Origin of the sequence: Bowmanella sp. JS7-9 (assembly GCF_004329715.1) — a bacterium.
GTDB classification, from domain to species: Bacteria; Pseudomonadota; Gammaproteobacteria; order Enterobacterales; family Alteromonadaceae; genus Pseudobowmanella; species Pseudobowmanella zhangzhouensis.
This window is the reverse complement of record NZ_JXSY01000015.1, coordinates 179,268-193,811: the sequence shown is the minus strand read 5'-3', so window position 1 is coordinate 193,811 and position 14,544 is coordinate 179,268. Positions and strand designations below refer to the sequence as shown.

Below are 14,544 nucleotides of genomic sequence, written 5' to 3'. Positions count from 1 at the left end.
CTTGTGTTTGAAAAAGGCGCTACCGTGTATTCGGTAGCGCCTTTTTTATGTGATGTGCAAATGAAGTATGTGACATGGTTAGCCGCGTTGTTAACGTTTGCTGGTTATGCCAGTGACAGCACCCTGAGCGTGGTGGCTGTGGAATATCCTCCCTATGTGACGCAGTCGCGCAGCGATCTGGGTTCAAATTTTGTGGCATTACAGGCCTATCTGCGCCAGCAAAATTTGTCCGATGTGCACATCCGTCCATTATTTTATCCTCCTGCGCGCGCGCAGAGAGCCATCAGTGATGAACAATGGTGTGCAACCTTTTATCCGCCCTGGCAGCGCAAAGATGTGCGTTTTGTACCGTTAGGCAATGAAGTGGTCAAAATGGGGTTATTTCGTAACATGACGGATAGCCCGTTCCGGTGGAATGAATTGACGGATTTATCCGGTAAATCTGTCGCATTATTGCGAAGCTCTAAGGAACGCTTTATTCCAGCCTGGTTTAAACAAGCGGGTAAAAAAATAGTCTTTGTCGAAACGGTCGAGCAGGGGCTTGAGTTGTTATTGCTGAGTCGGGTGGATTACGCATTTGGCGATGAGCACGCACTGGAGAGGCTGTCTGCCGAAGTAACAGGTGAACAGACGTTACAATTTTCTGAGACATTACTGGCCACTCAACAGGTTGGGTTATTCATTCGTAATGATTGTTGGCTCAACGCCAGACTCCAGCAAAATAAAAAAGCGCCCTGAGGCGCTTTTTCACTTGTTGTAACCATTTGGATTTTGCGATTGCCAGCGCCAGCTATCGGCGCACATTTCTTCAATGCCGCGCGTGGCGCGCCAGCCAAGTTCCTGCGCGGCGAGGCTGGCATCGGCGAAGCAGGACGCCACGTCGCCAGAGCGACGAGGACAGATTTGGTAAGGAACCGCCTGACCACTGGCTAGTTCAAAGGCCTTTACCATGTCCAATACCGAATAACCGTTACCTGTGCCGAGGTTATAGGTCACAAGGCCGGCACCGGTGGCAAGTTTTTCTAATGCTTTTAAGTGGCCGTTAGCCAGATCCTCGACGTGTATATAATCACGCACGCCAGTGCCGTCCGGCGTGTCATAATCATTGCCAAATACAGATAGCTGAGCACGTTTTCCTACTGCGACTTGCGTAATAAATGGCATCAGGTTGTTAGGAATGCCGTTGGGATCTTCGCCAATCTGGCCGGATATATGCGCACCGACCGGGTTAAAATAGCGCAGCAGGGCGATATTCCAATCGTTATCCGAACGGTACACATCTTTTAAAATATTCTCGATCATCAACTTCGACATGCCGTAGGGGTTTGTCGGCACGCCCTGCGGCATATTCTCGTTTAACGGCAGCGCTATCGGGTCGCCGTAGACAGTTGCAGAAGAACTGAATACCAGCGTTTTGACTTTTGCTCTGGCCATTTCTTCACACAAAATCACCGAACCACTGACATTGTTATCGTAATAGCTCAACGGTTTTTCTACCGACTCACCCACCGCTTTTAATCCGGCAAAATGAATGACCGCACTGACCGAAAACTGGCTAAATACTTTCTGCAAACAGGCGCGATCGCGGATGTCACCTTTGACAAATGCCAGCGTTTTGCCACTCAGAGCCTGCACGCGGCGCAGCGACTCTTCGCTGGCATTGGATAAATTATCCAATACGACAACCGGATAATCCGCCTGTAAAAGCTGCAGCACGGTATGGCTGCCAATATAACCGGCTCCTCCGGTAACTAGTACGTATTCCATGTTGGTTAATCCTGTTTAGGAAGTTGCAAGTATTTTTCTGCCATTCCCCATTGCATTGGCCGAATGACCAGTGGAATGCAGAGCAAAATCAGGCCTGCCCAGAGGGCATTGAATGGTTGCTCGGGTAGCTTGACCAGTAAGGCAAATGCCGGCACATACACCAACAATTTTAGAATATTCAGTGCAAAACGTTCAGGTGGCGTCAGGCGCATCGTCGCACGTTGAATCACCTGTTGGCGCTGTGCTAAATCCAGATGGTGTAATTGCTGAAATTGGCGGGTGGTAAAAATCAGTCGCATAGAAAACACAAGTAGCGGCAATCAGCCGCCACTTTAGCGAATGTCATCTGTATTGCAAAGTACCGATTAGTCTTTGAGGTTATCGAACTGTTTTTTCAAATCATAACTGTTGTCGGTGACGATCTTTTCCAGCACTTCAACCCGCTCACGCAGTTGCTGCACCTGACTCTGTAATTCATTGACAGTCTTGCTATTTTGTTTGCTGTCGCCACGCTTGAACTGCTTCACCAGTTCAATCATGCCCCAGGTCAGAATCGCGATAATACCGATCGACGTCAAATTCATGAATGTTTCCCCTGTTGATAAAATTCTCTTGCTGTTGTTATCAGGCAATTCCCTCGCCACTTTTTATTGTCTTAAAAATCAATATCTTATAAAAGCGAAGTGAAATGGTTACGAACAACATTGGTGATATTCGCTAATTTTTTGTCTAATTGGCAGAGTGTTAAGGTAAATAATTGTAACGGCGTGACAACAAATACAGACGAATTCTGGATGCAGCATGCACTGTCTTTAGCCCAGCAGGCAGAGCGACAGGGTGAAATTCCTGTGGGTGCAGTGTTAGTCAAAAATAATGAAGTAATAGGTGAGGGGTTTAATCAGTCGATTATGCTCAACGATCCGTCTGCCCATGCTGAAATGCAGGCAATTCGTGCTGCCGGGCGTAAAGTAAACAATTATCGTCTGGTGGACAGCACCCTATACGTTACCTTGGAACCTTGTGCGATGTGCGCCGGTGCGTTGGTTCATGCGCGGGTAGCGCGTGTTGTATATGGTGCGGCGGATGCCAAAACCGGTGCTGCTGGCAGTGTGATGGATATTTGCCGACATCCGGCATTGAATCACCAAATCGACGTAGAAAGTGGTGTTTTAGCGAAGCAATGCAGTACGGCACTATCTGCGTTTTTTCGTCGCCGCCGAAAAGAACAAAAGCAATTGCGTCAATCCACTACCACATTAGATTCGACAGAATCAGTCATGCCATCCATGGATAAGTAAATTTCACGATTTTGAAAAGCCTGACGGCGCAAATTGACTTTGCGATGCGCGCGCTTGAGTGCCAATCGTCTGTGTGTGTTGTTTTTAAACATACGGCGGGAAAAACGAAATTTTTGATTGGCCATGCTTGATTAGTCCTGCTCTAACGCCTGATTCGGCACCTGCTCTGGTGCGATGCCCTGATTTTCATCCAGCCACACCAGCGTATCATAATAGCGGCGAATATTCGCCACATAGGCGGCAGCTTCATCGCCACGGGCGTAGCCATATTTTAGCGTTTTATAATATTTTTTCTGACGCAATAGCGGTAAGCGCTGCTTTACATCGACCCACAGATCCGGGTTGCCGCCCTGGCGTTGGGTCAGAATACGTGCATCCTCTACATGGCCCCAGCCCGCGTTATAGGCTGCCAATGCAAACCAGGTGCGGTCTGGTTGGGCGATTCGCTCGGGGATGCGATCGAGCTGCATCTGGAAGTAACGAGCGCCACCCTGAATACTTTGGCGTGGATCTAAACGGGACTTAACGCCCAAATCCCGTGCGGTATCCAACGTTAACATCATCATTCCCCGGACACCGGTATGTGAGCGTGCTTTGGGATTCCAGTGACTTTCCTGATAGCTCATGGCGGCTAGCAGGCGCCAATCCAGATTATTGCTTTCGGCCCTGAATAGCTCACGGTATTCAGGTAAGGTTTGTTCCACTGCCTCGATAAAGCGACGGGTATCCACGTAGTCAAAACTTTGGATATGGCCGAAATATTTATCGTTCAACGCTGTGAGGCGACCATCCGCACGCAACTGACCAAAATAGTCAATTAAAGCTGCTAACAGCGAATCGTCCTGATGGCTACTTAGCAGCCAGGCAATCGGTTGTTCCTCTTCTACGGTAAAGGCGATTGCCAGTTCAGGGTTGCGCCGGCGCATAACCGCCAGGGTGTGAGAATCGGCAATGGTGAAGGATAGGTCTTCATCTAATACCGCCTGCAACAATTCTTCTTCGTCCTGCTCGTTGGTTTCTGTCCATTGCAGCGCGGGAAAATTATGCTGCAACTGACGTAAGCTACTGGCATGGCTACTGACCGCCACGACTTTTATCTCGCCGTCCAGTTCATCTGCGGTGCGTGGCCAGGGTCTGCCTTGTTTAAATACCAGTTTCTGGCTGACCTGGTTATAGGCAGGACCGACCTTAAAGCGTTGATGCAAATCGGCATTGACGGTTAATCCGGTGGCAATCAGGTCAACATGGCGGGAATCCAGTTGCGGATAAAGTTCGTCAAGATTGTAGTAAGGCAACATTTCCAGCTTAACGCCCAAATAGTCGGCAAATCCGGCCGCCAGCTCATATTCGAAACCTTGCGGGCCTTCGGGGCCCTGATAATACGTGGTGGGACCATAACGGGTACCGACTTTGAGTACCCCTTGCTGGAGTACCTGTTGCAGTGCATTGCTTTTGATTTGGGGCTGGCAGGCCAGCACTACCGCACAGGTGAAAATGAGGGCCAAGCGCTGCAATAAACCGCGCAACAAAGAGGTCAAAGCGTCACCTGTCAGAAAATCTACGATGTCTTATTCTGACGAAATATTGCCGTGCTTTCCAGCTTATCAAATGATTGATTTTCCACTATAATGCCGGTCCTCTATACGCCTCTATCCAAATAATAATTCGGAACCGCCGCTATGCTGATTCTTCGTGGTGCCCCGGCACTTTCTGATTTTCGAGAGCGTAAGCTCATGTCGCAATTCCATTCAGCAGGGCTGCCTGTGCAGGCTGTGTATGCGGAATATGTGCATTTTGTGAATAGTGATCCCCTGAGTGACGAGCAACTGGCGGTACTCAAGAAGTTATTAACCTACGGACCTGCCAAAGCAATCCATGAGCCCAATGGCAAGCTTATTCTGGTCACGCCACGGGTTGGCACCATATCGCCATGGGCCTCCAAGGCTACCGACATCGCGCATAACTGTGGATTGACTCAGATAAAACGCGTTGAACGTGGTTGCGCATATTATCTGCAATGCGATGAGTTGACCCCGAGCCAGTACCGGCAGTTATCGGCCCTGTTACATGACAGAATGACTGAGTCGGTGATGGACAGTTTGGATAGCGCCTCAACACTGTTCCAGCATCAAAGCCCCGCCAAACTCTCTGAGGTCAATATTCTGCAGGATGGTCGCCCAGCACTGGAACAAGCCAACATTCAGTTGGGACTAGCACTGGCCGAAGACGAAATAGATTACCTTCTTACTAACTTTCAAAAACTCAACCGCAACCCTCACGATATCGAACTTTACATGTTCGCCCAGGCAAACTCGGAACACTGCCGCCATAAAATCTTCAACGCCGACTGGACCATCGATGGTCAGGCTCAAAGCAAATCTCTGTTTAAGATGATCAAGAATACTTTCGAGTCATGCAGTGACTATGTGTATTCCGCTTACAAAGATAACGCAGCGGTGATGGCGGGAAGTGAAGCCGGGCGCTTTTTTGCCGATGCACAAAGCGGTGAATATCAGTATCACCACGAAAACATCGATATTCTGATGAAAGTGGAGACGCACAATCACCCAACTGCGATTGCACCTTATGCGGGAGCCGCGACCGGTTCTGGTGGCGAAATCCGTGATGAGGGGGCGACCGGTCGTGGAGCTAAACCGAAAGCCGGCTTGGTAGGGTTCTCCGTGTCAAACCTGCGAATTCCAGGCTTTGAACAGCCATGGGAAACCGATTTTGGCAAGCCGGATCGCATCGTCAATGCGCTGGATATTATGCTGGATGGCCCATTAGGTGGCGCGGCATTCAATAATGAATTTGGCCGTCCTGCGCTATTGGGGTATTTCCGCACCTATGAGGAAAAAGTCACCAGCTTTAATGGTGAAGAAATCCGCGGTTACCACAAGCCGATTATGTTGGCTGGTGGTCTGGGTAATATTCGTCGCGAACATATTGAAAAAGGCGACTTCCAGCCGGGAGCCAAACTGATCGCATTAGGTGGTCCGGCGATGAATATTGGTCTGGGGGGCGGCGCTGCATCCTCTATGGCGTCCGGTCAGTCCAGTGAAGATCTGGATTTTGCCTCGGTGCAACGGGATAACCCGGAAATGGAACGTCGTTGTCAGGAAGTCATCGATCGTTGCTGGCAATTAGGCGACAAGAACCCGATTCAATTTATTCACGATGTGGGCGCTGGTGGTTTATCTAATGCATTCCCTGAACTGGTGAATGATGGCGGCCGTGGTGGCGATTTTGAATTGCGCAACGTGCCCAATGATGAACCCGGTATGTCGCCACTGGAAATCTGGTGTAACGAGTCGCAGGAACGTTATGTGCTGGCTGTGGAGCCACACAATCTGGCGGTGTTTGATGAGATATGTCGTCGTGAGCGCGCACCTTATGCGGTCATTGGGACGGCTACAGAGGCACCGCACCTGAGCTTGAGCGATAAACACTTTGATAATAAACCGGTGGATTTACCGCTGGATGTATTGCTGGGTAAGCCACCGAAAATGCATCGCGACGTCACCAGTTTGACTGTCAAAGGACAGCCACTGAAGCTTGATGGCATTACGCTGGAACAGGCGGCAGAACGTCTGTTGCGTTTACCGACCATTGCCGAGAAAACCTTCCTGATCACCATTGGTGACCGTACCGTGACAGGTTTGGTCGCTCGCGACCAGATGGTTGGACCATGGCAGATCCCGGTTGCCGATGTGGCGGTCACCGCTGCAGCGTTTGATACCTATCATGGTGAAGCCATGTCTATGGGGGAGCGTACCCCGGTGGCCTTACTCAATCATGCCGCCGCGGCGCGCATGGCCGTGGCTGAGTCGATTACCAATATCGCCGCGGCTAACATTGGCGAATTGAAACGAGTGAAGTTGTCAGCTAACTGGATGGCTGCTGCAGGTCACCCGGGCGAAGATGCTGGTTTATATGAGGCGGTTAAAGCGGTAGGAGAAGAATTATGTCCTGCGCTGAATTTAACCATTCCGGTCGGCAAAGACTCAATGTCGATGAAGACCAAATGGGACGATAAATCGGTTACTGCGCCATTGTCGTTGGTGATCAGCGCGTTCGCCCGGGTCGAAGATGTGCGCAAAACTCTAACTCCGCAGTTACGTAAAGATCAGGGCGCCAGCAAGCTCATCCTGATTGACTTGGGTAATGGACAAAACCGTTTGGGCGCGTCTTGTTTAGCTCAGGTTTATAAACAACTGGGCGATCAGGTACCGGATCTGGATAGCCCAGCGTTGTTGCAGAACTTTTTTGATGCTATTCAGGCGCTATTGCAGCAGGGTAAGTTACTGGCTTATCACGATCGTTCTGATGGCGGGTTATTTACCACTGTAGCGGAAATGGCATTTGCCGGTCACTGCGGTGTGGATGTGGATATCGACCACCTGGGCGACGACAATTTCGCCGCATTATTTAACGAAGAACTCGGTGCGGTAGTGCAGGTGAAAGAAGCCGATGTAGCCGATGTGTTGGCGACGTTGGAAAAATATCAACTGGCAGACATGAGCCATGTGATTGGTGAGGTAAATGGTGAAGACCAGCTGCGTTTCACCCGCCATGGTGAGCCGGTGTTGATTAATAGCCGCACCTATTTCCGCACCGTATGGGCAGAAACCACCCATCAGATGCAGGCGCTGCGGGATAATCCAGATTGTGCCCATCAGGAGTTTGAAGCTAAGAAAGACAATGGCGATCCGGGCTTAAATGTCGCGCTATCGTTTGATCTAAACGAGGACGTGGCTGCGCCTTATATCGCCAAAGGTATTGCGCCTAAAGTGGCGGTGTTGCGTGAGCAGGGAGTAAATTCCCATGTGGAAATGGCAGCAGCATTCGACCGTGCAGGCTTTAGCGCGGTTGACGTGCATATGAGCGATATCCTGGCCGGACGGATTACTTTGGATCAATTCCAGGGGCTGGTGGCCTGCGGTGGATTCTCCTATGGCGACGTATTAGGTGCTGGTGAAGGCTGGGCCAAGTCTGTGCTGTTTAACAGCCGCGCGCGTGAACAGTTTGCCGCTTTCTTTGAACGACAAAGCACCTTCTCGCTGGGGGTATGTAACGGTTGTCAGATGATGTCAAACCTGAAATCTCTGATCCCAGGTGCTGACTTGTGGCCACACTTTGTACAAAACCGCTCATCTCGCTTCGAGGCACGTTTCTCCTTGGTCGCGGTGCAGGATAGCCCGTCGGTATTGTTGCAGGGTATGGCTGGAAGCCGTATGCCAATTGCGGTGTCGCACGGTGAAGGTTTTGCTGAGTTTGCAGATGCACAAGGCGCGCAGTCTGCACTGACGCAACAGGCGGTCAGCCTGCGTTATGTGGATAACTACGGCAACCCTACAGAACATTATCCAGCCAACCCCAATGGTTCGCCGCAGGGGATCACTGGCTTAACCAGCCGTGACGGTCGGGTAACCATTATGATGCCGCACCCTGAGCGGGTATTCCGCACGGTGGCAAACTCCTGGCATCCGGATGATTGGCAGGAAGACAGCCCGTGGATGCGGATGTTCCGCAACGCTCGGGTCTTTGTTGGCTAATCGCGAGTCGCTCACAGTGTGAAACAGGGATGATAATCATGCGAAAGGGAATGTTGTTGGTATTTAGCTGGTTAATGCTGGGGTCTGCAGTTGCAGATCCCATTGCTTATTCAGCCGTTGTGCAATTAGAGGCCAGCGAGCCTGACCAACAATTGTTTTACGGTGACGATACAAATCAATATCTTTTGCGTTGGCGGGCACAGGGACAAGCACGTGGGCAAATCGTCTTTATCCATGGTGGCTGTTGGCTAGAGGCCTACGATATCGAGCATAGCCGTCCGCTAACCAGTGCGTTAGCCAATGCGGGTTATGAGGTTTGGTCGATAGAGTATCGCCGCATCGGCGATACTTCCGGCGGCTGGCCAGACATGTTTAATGATATCAATACGGCACTACAGACCATTGCAAAGCATGGGCTGTTACCGATTGGTGAAAGCTGGTTGCTCGGCCATTCGGCTGGCGGCCAGTTGGCCTTGTATGCGGCCACGCAGTATGAGGTCAAAGGGGTCATTGGCCTTGCGGCAATCACCGACATTGCGGCCTATGCAAAGGGTGGAAATGGTTGTCAGCAGGCTGCAAAAACCTTAATTGCCGGTTTAGATCAACCGGCGCGTTTAAGCGAGATAAACCCCACATCATTGCCAATGCAAGGCGTGTTACTGCACGGTCAGCAAGATAATATTGTGCCGATTAAGCAAAGCCAGCTGATTGATATGCCGGTGCTGATTGAGCCTGACAGCGGGCACTTTGATTGGCTTGCTCCCGGCAGTGCCGCGTTTGAGTTGTTAATGCGTTACTTACAGGAAAACTGATGTCTCTGGCTGAAGCCCAACGATTGGATGCGCAAGACCCCTTAGCCTCCTGCATAGCACAATTTGAAATACCGCAGGGTTTGATTTACCTGGACGGTAATTCATTGGGGCCGCTGACTTCGGGGGCGAAACAGCGCGCGATGGATGTGGTCAATACCCAGTGGGGTCAGGATCTGATCACCAGTTGGAACAAACATCAGTGGATTGAGCTGCCTGCCCGTGTGGGCGCCAAAGTGGCCGATATTATCGGCGCCGCCGCAGATGAAGTGATTTGTTGTGATTCTACCTCGGTTAACCTGTTCAAGTTGCTTAGTGCCGCGTTAAAACTGCGCCCGAACCGCACGCGCATTGTGTCCGAGAAAGGTAACTTTCCCACAGATTTGTATATGGCCCAGGGTCTGCGCGCTTTATTAGGCGAGCATATAGAGCTGCACTTAGTTGAGCGAGAGGACATCCTGGCATCGCTGGACAACGATGTGGCCGTCGTAATGCTTACTCAGGTGGACTTTCGCAGTGGGCACATGCTGGATATTCAGCAGGTCAGCGAAGCATGCCATCAGGTTGGTGCTCTGACTTTGTGGGATTTAGCCCACAGTGCGGGCGCCGTGCCGCTTTCGTTGTCTGAGTGGAACGTGGATTTCGCGGTGGGGTGCGGTTATAAATATCTCAATGGTGGCCCTGGCGCGCCTGCCTTTGCCTACGTCGCCAAACGTCTGCAATCTGATATTCAACAACCATTGAGCGGTTGGATGGGGCACGCTAATCCGTTTGCCTTTGCCGTTGATTATACGCCAGCCGCTGGCATCAATAGTTTGTTATGTGGCACGCCTGCGGTACTTTCTATGTCGGTATTAGATGCTGCGCTCGATGTATTTGCCGGGCTGCATATGGCTGATATTCGGGACAAATCCCTGTTGTTGAGTGAGCACTTTTTGCAATGGGTTGATGAAGACCCTGCCTGTTCAGCGCTGCAATTGATCTCACCACGGGCCCCGGAGCAGCGTGGCAGTCAGCTTGCCTACCGCCATCCACAGGCATATGCGTTGTGTCAGGCGTTGATTGCAGACGGCGTCGTGGCAGATTTCCGCGCGCCGGATATATTGCGTTTGGGCCTGGCACCATTGTATTTACGTTTCAGTGATCTATGGCGGGCAAAAACAGTCTTGGCGGATATCCTGACAAAGCACACCTATCTTGATGCTAAGTTTCAGCAAAGGCAAAAAGTAACCTAATTTCCGCGATTATTTAATATGGTTGCGTTTTGTTTGTATGGAGAATAGACTGTTTTTGTAATTTTATTTCACCAACAGCGTATAAAAATAATAAGAGAACGCGTCATGAACAAAAGTGCCAAAGGGTTTGGGTTATACGGGGTAATTGCCGCCGTCATCATTTTGATGGTCACTGCAATGTTTAGCGCCAAAGCCGACGCGGCGTCCTTGTCTTATTCGACAGTAACCTTGATCCGCTGACCCAGTTGCAGCCACTTCTCTGATGACAGAGGAATGTGGGTGAGTAACGGGTTTTTAAGTTCGATAACCTGCATGTCCTGCCATTGAGATAACGGATAGATAAATCTCGTAGTTGGGTGTTGGGCTATATAATCCTGCAGCGCATGGCGCTCAATCATCATTGCCAGGCCGAGTTCTATTCGTTTTGCGAGTGTTTGCTGATTTGCTGCCACGAAGAAGTAAATAGGTGCGGGATAATACAGCATGATGTCCGGCGCTATGGCCAGTTTTCCGTAAATGCCATTGTAATGACTGAACTCACTGTAAATTTCATTCAGCCCGCGCGGGAAATAATCGCAACGTTCTTTTTCCAGCATTGCCAGCATGGCATCATAGTGGCTGACCTTAGCTACGATAAAACCGTTTGCCTCTAATATTGCAGAATCGGGCCAGTCAGTACCCTGACACGCGATGAGGGAGGGTAACTTTTTCACGATATCCGGCTGGCTAAATTCAGCTATGCGACTGGCCTTTACCAGTAACATGCGATGTCCCATTAGCCCCATCATCAACGGGATGCGCACGGGTAATACGCCAAACTCCCGCTCATCGGTACTCATGCTATGCATCACATCCAGAATATTGCCCTGATTAAGCAAGTACATGGCACGGGTTTGTGAGTGGGGGACTTCAACATGTTCAAGCTGGTAGGGACCGAATTGTGCCTCACTCTGTTGCAGCGCGAGATCCAACAATCCGATAAAGAAATCCATACTGGCCGACTGGCTGTGGTTATTGTCCAGTACCCGGATGACGGTAGGCGAAGCCTGTTGCGCAGATGCACAGGGGAGAGATACTGCGAAAAGCAGCAGGGTAGACAGCATGGCAGATGAAAAACGCATACACGACTCCCGAAACCAGACTGGCGTCCCCACCAGGAATCGAACCTGGATCTAAGCCTTAGGAGGGCCTTGTTTTATCCATTAAACTACAGGGACGAAAGGGCGATTATACAAAAGCCTGCGTCCCTGACCAGCGCTTATCGGCGCATCACGAAGTCATTTGCCTGAATATTCGCCAATAACGCGTCATCTGCCGACATAACCAGCGCGCTGTTGGTAAATACCTGTTTTACTTCGACTTCTACAGGATGCAACACGTAGCGGGAATTGAGCTCTCCGCTGGCATCATAGAACTGTTGTAACTGAAATAGTTGTAATCGGTCGCCAACCCGCACGCCCTGTTGCTTACCCAGATCGATATTAATGGCATCGCCGCTGACCTGAGTGACGCGCCCATAAGCTGGAATACAGGCCAGTTGCTCATCCACCTGAATAGCCAGGTTGGCCAATTGATGTTGTAACATTTGGCCCCAGCGAGATTGCCATAAGCGCGGGCTAAAACTGTCCAACTGTTCCTGCCAGTCAAATTCCCATAAATCGCTGGAGGCGAGGCGTTTTTCCATCAACAATTCGCCAGTGGCGCCGTTGTAAAGCTGGGTATTCATATTCACATAGCGACTGGGTGTCGCATCTTTCCAAAAGGCCAGACTGTTGTGGCGCGGCGTTTCCACACTTAAATCGTCGATACTGATAAACAGTACAAACTGGCTATCGGCTTTTTGTGCCAGTAATACAGCCTGTTCGGCGTTTTGTAAGTCATCGGTCAGAGCAATGGGCTCTATGTGTTTGACCATTGAATGACGTGCTTCAGCGGCAAATTGACGACGCAGGTAATCTGGCAGTGCTTTGCCTATGTCAAAAATGCCCCCGTAGGTGGCATGATCTTTGTGCTTAATCGGCGCCCAGGTGGTGACCAGGGTTTTTTGATAATCGCCGGGACGGCACACATCGGTATTGGCAAATATATCCGCGCGAATCGATACGGTCACAATATCGCCGCTGTAATCTTCAGCGATGATTTCCATACTGTTAATGTCGCCGCTGGCGCGTACTTCAAGCATATCATCGGTCAGTAAACCATTGGTGACGCGCTGGACACTATTAACCGATGCGCCGGCAAATAATAATGCCTGACGTACGGCTTGCTCTGTTGCCTGTTGTCTGGCTAACTGCTGATTGCCCTGTTTCACTTCAGCACTGCCCTGAGCTTCGATCCAGCCGGCATTAACGGGTGATGCGAGCATCGTTAGCCCTATCCACACGGCGCGCCATAGTTGAGTTGTTCTCATGCCAAAAAACTGTCGGTTTGCTTAACGTAACCTCACCAGCAGCAAAACTTGTGCCTGAATCACGAAATTAACCAAGATTCGTACTGTTGGGTACAGAATTTGCAGACCCAAATCAAGAAATAGAATTTTGACACCTATTGGTGGGAGAGTCTGATGTTAAGAACATCTTTAGCTACGGCCTGTTTCGTGATGGGCTTAAGTGGTTGCACCTCGTTAATGGATAAGCATGTGGAGTGGGAATATGTTGAGCCGGCGAATTATCCGGTGTTATATGCCACGGGTTATGCGCCGCTGTCTGCTCAGCAGGGTAAAGGTGAGACCAGCAAAATGTTGCAGGCGATGCGCGCCTCGAAACTGGATGCATACCGCGAACTTACTGAGCAGGTGTATGGGCAGAAATTAGAAGGCGAGCAACGCCTATCTGATTTGGTGCTGACCAATGATAATTTACGTGCATCTGTTCAAGGGCTGATCCGTGGTGCCAAAGTGGTGAAAACTTATCCGGTTGGGGAAGATAGTTACGCGACTGAGTTAGAGCTTGATATGCAGAAGGTTTACGAAATTTACCTGACCACGGCCAGACCTAAACGGGTTAAACAAGTTAAATATTATTAAATGAAGTGCTTTTGCGGTTACACCGCGTAACCGCGACCTTTGCCGCCAGGCGTCGTTTTGCCGGTGCGATCATAAGTCAGCGATTCTTTATGACGGGATTCAATAATCAGATTGCGTAAGTGAGTCAGGCGAAGTTGTCCCTGCTCAACCGCTTTACTGTTGATGTCAGAGCGATACTGACACTCTTCAACTAGTTTTCGTACATCAGCAATCAATTGCTGCACATCGGATTGTTGTGCAGCGTCGTCGGTATAGAGGTGAGAAATGTCTTTGTCGTTGGCGGCAATGTTGTCTAATAACAACTGTTTCTGCTCTACCACCTGAACCAGCGCATCGGGTGTGCGGGCACTGATCAGGCTAAGTTCAGATTCTAAAGCATCACGTAACGTTTCCAGCGCCGTTTTTTGTTGCGTTAATTTAGTCAACAGCGCAGCGTTAGTCATTTATTTAATCCCGAACAGCTCAGATTCCAATGCCGCAATTTTTTGCGCCATTCGCTCAGGATTAATCCGGTATTCACCGTTTTGAATCGCCTTTTTCAATTTATCGACCTTTTCCTGATTGATACTTTGGGTATCACCGGCCTTTTTCTGTAACTGACTCAACTGCTGCGCAGATGATGTCAGTGAAACAGAGTCCTGACGCAGGGTTTGTGCAACCTGCGTTTGCGCAGTGGACGCATTGTTTGCATTCTGCTGCTGCGTGGTTTGCTGTTGTTGAGCGAGCTTTTGCCCGTCCACCAACGGCTTGTTGGGATTATTGTTTACATTCATAGTCATGACATTTTCTCACTACCTATACGACCTCAACGTTTGTATCGGCCGCTGGTAGCGATACTTTAGCAAAATTTAAAAA

14 protein-coding genes and 1 tRNA gene are annotated in these 14,544 nt (G+C 50.1%); 6 read left to right on the top strand and 9 right to left on the bottom strand.

What is annotated here, in order from left to right:
• Positions 1–60: 60 nt before the first annotated feature.
• A complete protein-coding gene (locus TK45_RS09235; protein WP_131258360.1) occupies positions 61–738 on the top strand; it encodes a transporter substrate-binding domain-containing protein in 678 nt (225 codons plus the stop codon).
• A 9-nt stretch (positions 739–747) separates the two neighbouring features.
• Here TK45_RS09235 and galE read toward each other — a convergent pair whose 3' ends face one another.
• The 3 genes from galE to TK45_RS09220 form a co-directional block, all read right to left on the bottom strand.
• The gene (gene galE, locus TK45_RS09230) at positions 748–1,767 is read right to left on the bottom strand and encodes a UDP-glucose 4-epimerase GalE (protein WP_131258359.1); all 1,020 of its coding nucleotides are present in this window, start codon (positions 1,765–1,767) and stop codon (positions 748–750) included.
• A 5-nt stretch (positions 1,768–1,772) separates the two neighbouring features.
• Positions 1,773–2,066, bottom strand: coding sequence for a DUF6170 family protein (locus TK45_RS09225; protein WP_131258358.1), 294 nt, complete (start codon positions 2,064–2,066; stop codon positions 1,773–1,775).
• Between the two features lie 66 nt (positions 2,067–2,132).
• Positions 2,133–2,351 (bottom strand): hypothetical protein, encoded by a 219-nt coding sequence (locus tag TK45_RS09220; protein WP_131258357.1) that lies wholly within the window; start codon positions 2,349–2,351, stop codon positions 2,133–2,135.
• A 183-nt stretch (positions 2,352–2,534) separates the two neighbouring features.
• Here TK45_RS09220 and tadA point away from each other — a divergent pair, with 183 nt between their 5' ends.
• On the top strand, positions 2,535–3,065 hold the full coding sequence (tadA, locus tag TK45_RS09215; protein WP_131258356.1) for a tRNA adenosine(34) deaminase TadA: 531 nt from the start codon (positions 2,535–2,537) through the stop codon (positions 3,063–3,065).
• Between the two features lie 131 nt (positions 3,066–3,196).
• Here the strand turns inward: tadA and mltF are convergent, their stop codons facing one another.
• Complete coding sequence (gene mltF / locus TK45_RS09210; protein ID WP_254426578.1) at positions 3,197–4,603, bottom strand: membrane-bound lytic murein transglycosylase MltF; 1,407 nt, start codon at positions 4,601–4,603, stop codon at positions 3,197–3,199.
• A 141-nt stretch (positions 4,604–4,744) separates the two neighbouring features.
• Between mltF and purL the strand changes: the two genes are divergently transcribed.
• Genes purL through kynU form a run of 3 tightly spaced genes read left to right on the top strand, consistent with a single transcriptional unit; the run spans position 4,745 to position 10,664 of the window.
• Positions 4,745–8,620: a phosphoribosylformylglycinamidine synthase gene (gene purL, locus TK45_RS09205; protein WP_131258355.1), complete on the top strand. Its 3,876-nt coding sequence runs from the start codon at positions 4,745–4,747 to the stop codon at positions 8,618–8,620.
• A gap of 38 nt (positions 8,621–8,658) precedes the next feature.
• Complete coding sequence (locus TK45_RS09200; RefSeq protein WP_165490748.1) at positions 8,659–9,432, top strand: S9 family peptidase; 774 nt, start codon at positions 8,659–8,661, stop codon at positions 9,430–9,432.
• Positions 9,432–10,664, top strand: a complete 1,233-nt coding sequence (kynU, locus tag TK45_RS09195) for a kynureninase (protein WP_131258353.1) — start codon at positions 9,432–9,434, stop codon at positions 10,662–10,664. Before TK45_RS09200 ends, kynU begins: the two co-directional genes overlap by 1 nt.
• Before the next feature lie 212 nt (positions 10,665–10,876).
• Here the strand turns inward: kynU and TK45_RS09190 are convergent, their stop codons facing one another.
• The 3 genes from TK45_RS09190 to TK45_RS09180 all read right to left on the bottom strand — a co-directional run bounded on the left by TK45_RS09190 (position 10,877) and on the right by TK45_RS09180 (position 13,074).
• Positions 10,877–11,785 carry a hypothetical protein gene (locus TK45_RS09190; RefSeq protein WP_131258352.1) on the bottom strand — a complete coding sequence of 303 codons (909 nt, stop codon included), beginning with the start codon at positions 11,783–11,785 and terminating at the stop codon, positions 10,877–10,879.
• A gap of 21 nt (positions 11,786–11,806) precedes the next feature.
• Positions 11,807–11,881: transfer RNA gene (locus tag TK45_RS09185), tRNA-Arg, on the bottom strand.
• A gap of 41 nt (positions 11,882–11,922) precedes the next feature.
• Positions 11,923–13,074, bottom strand: coding sequence for a flagella assembly protein FlgT (locus tag TK45_RS09180; protein ID WP_131258351.1), 1,152 nt, complete (start codon positions 13,072–13,074; stop codon positions 11,923–11,925).
• Positions 13,075–13,227: 153 nt separating this feature from the next.
• Here TK45_RS09180 and TK45_RS09175 point away from each other — a divergent pair, with 153 nt between their 5' ends.
• Positions 13,228–13,689 (top strand): LPP20 family lipoprotein, encoded by a 462-nt coding sequence (locus TK45_RS09175; RefSeq protein ID WP_131258350.1) that lies wholly within the window; start codon positions 13,228–13,230, stop codon positions 13,687–13,689.
• A gap of 17 nt (positions 13,690–13,706) precedes the next feature.
• Here the strand turns inward: TK45_RS09175 and flgN are convergent, their stop codons facing one another.
• Both flgN and flgM read right to left on the bottom strand, forming a co-directional pair.
• Complete coding sequence (gene flgN / locus TK45_RS09170; RefSeq protein WP_131258349.1) at positions 13,707–14,132, bottom strand: flagellar export chaperone FlgN; 426 nt, start codon at positions 14,130–14,132, stop codon at positions 13,707–13,709.
• A complete protein-coding gene (flgM, locus tag TK45_RS09165; RefSeq protein WP_131258348.1) occupies positions 14,133–14,468 on the bottom strand; it encodes a flagellar biosynthesis anti-sigma factor FlgM in 336 nt (111 codons plus the stop codon).
• Positions 14,469–14,544 lie beyond the last annotated feature (76 nt).

Coding starts and splice junctions, on each gene's coding strand:
- TK45_RS09190 (WP_131258352.1), bottom strand. CDS start 11,785: ATGCGTTTTTCATCTGCCATGCTGTCTACCCTGCTGCTTTTCGCAGTA.
- flgM (WP_131258348.1), bottom strand. CDS start 14,468: ATGACTATGAATGTAAACAATAATCCCAACAAGCCGTTGGTGGACGGG.
- TK45_RS09175 (WP_131258350.1), top strand. CDS start 13,228: ATGTTAAGAACATCTTTAGCTACGGCCTGTTTCGTGATGGGCTTAAGT.
- TK45_RS09200 (WP_165490748.1), top strand. CDS start 8,659: ATGCGAAAGGGAATGTTGTTGGTATTTAGCTGGTTAATGCTGGGGTCT.
- galE (WP_131258359.1), bottom strand. CDS start 1,767: ATGGAATACGTACTAGTTACCGGAGGAGCCGGTTATATTGGCAGCCAT.
- TK45_RS09225 (WP_131258358.1), bottom strand. CDS start 2,066: ATGCGACTGATTTTTACCACCCGCCAATTTCAGCAATTACACCATCTG.
- kynU (WP_131258353.1), top strand. CDS start 9,432: ATGTCTCTGGCTGAAGCCCAACGATTGGATGCGCAAGACCCCTTAGCC.
- TK45_RS09235 (WP_131258360.1), top strand. CDS start 61: ATGAAGTATGTGACATGGTTAGCCGCGTTGTTAACGTTTGCTGGTTAT.
- purL (WP_131258355.1), top strand. CDS start 4,745: ATGCTGATTCTTCGTGGTGCCCCGGCACTTTCTGATTTTCGAGAGCGT.
- TK45_RS09220 (WP_131258357.1), bottom strand. CDS start 2,351: ATGAATTTGACGTCGATCGGTATTATCGCGATTCTGACCTGGGGCATG.
- TK45_RS09180 (WP_131258351.1), bottom strand. CDS start 13,074: ATGAGAACAACTCAACTATGGCGCGCCGTGTGGATAGGGCTAACGATG.
- flgN (WP_131258349.1), bottom strand. CDS start 14,132: ATGACTAACGCTGCGCTGTTGACTAAATTAACGCAACAAAAAACGGCG.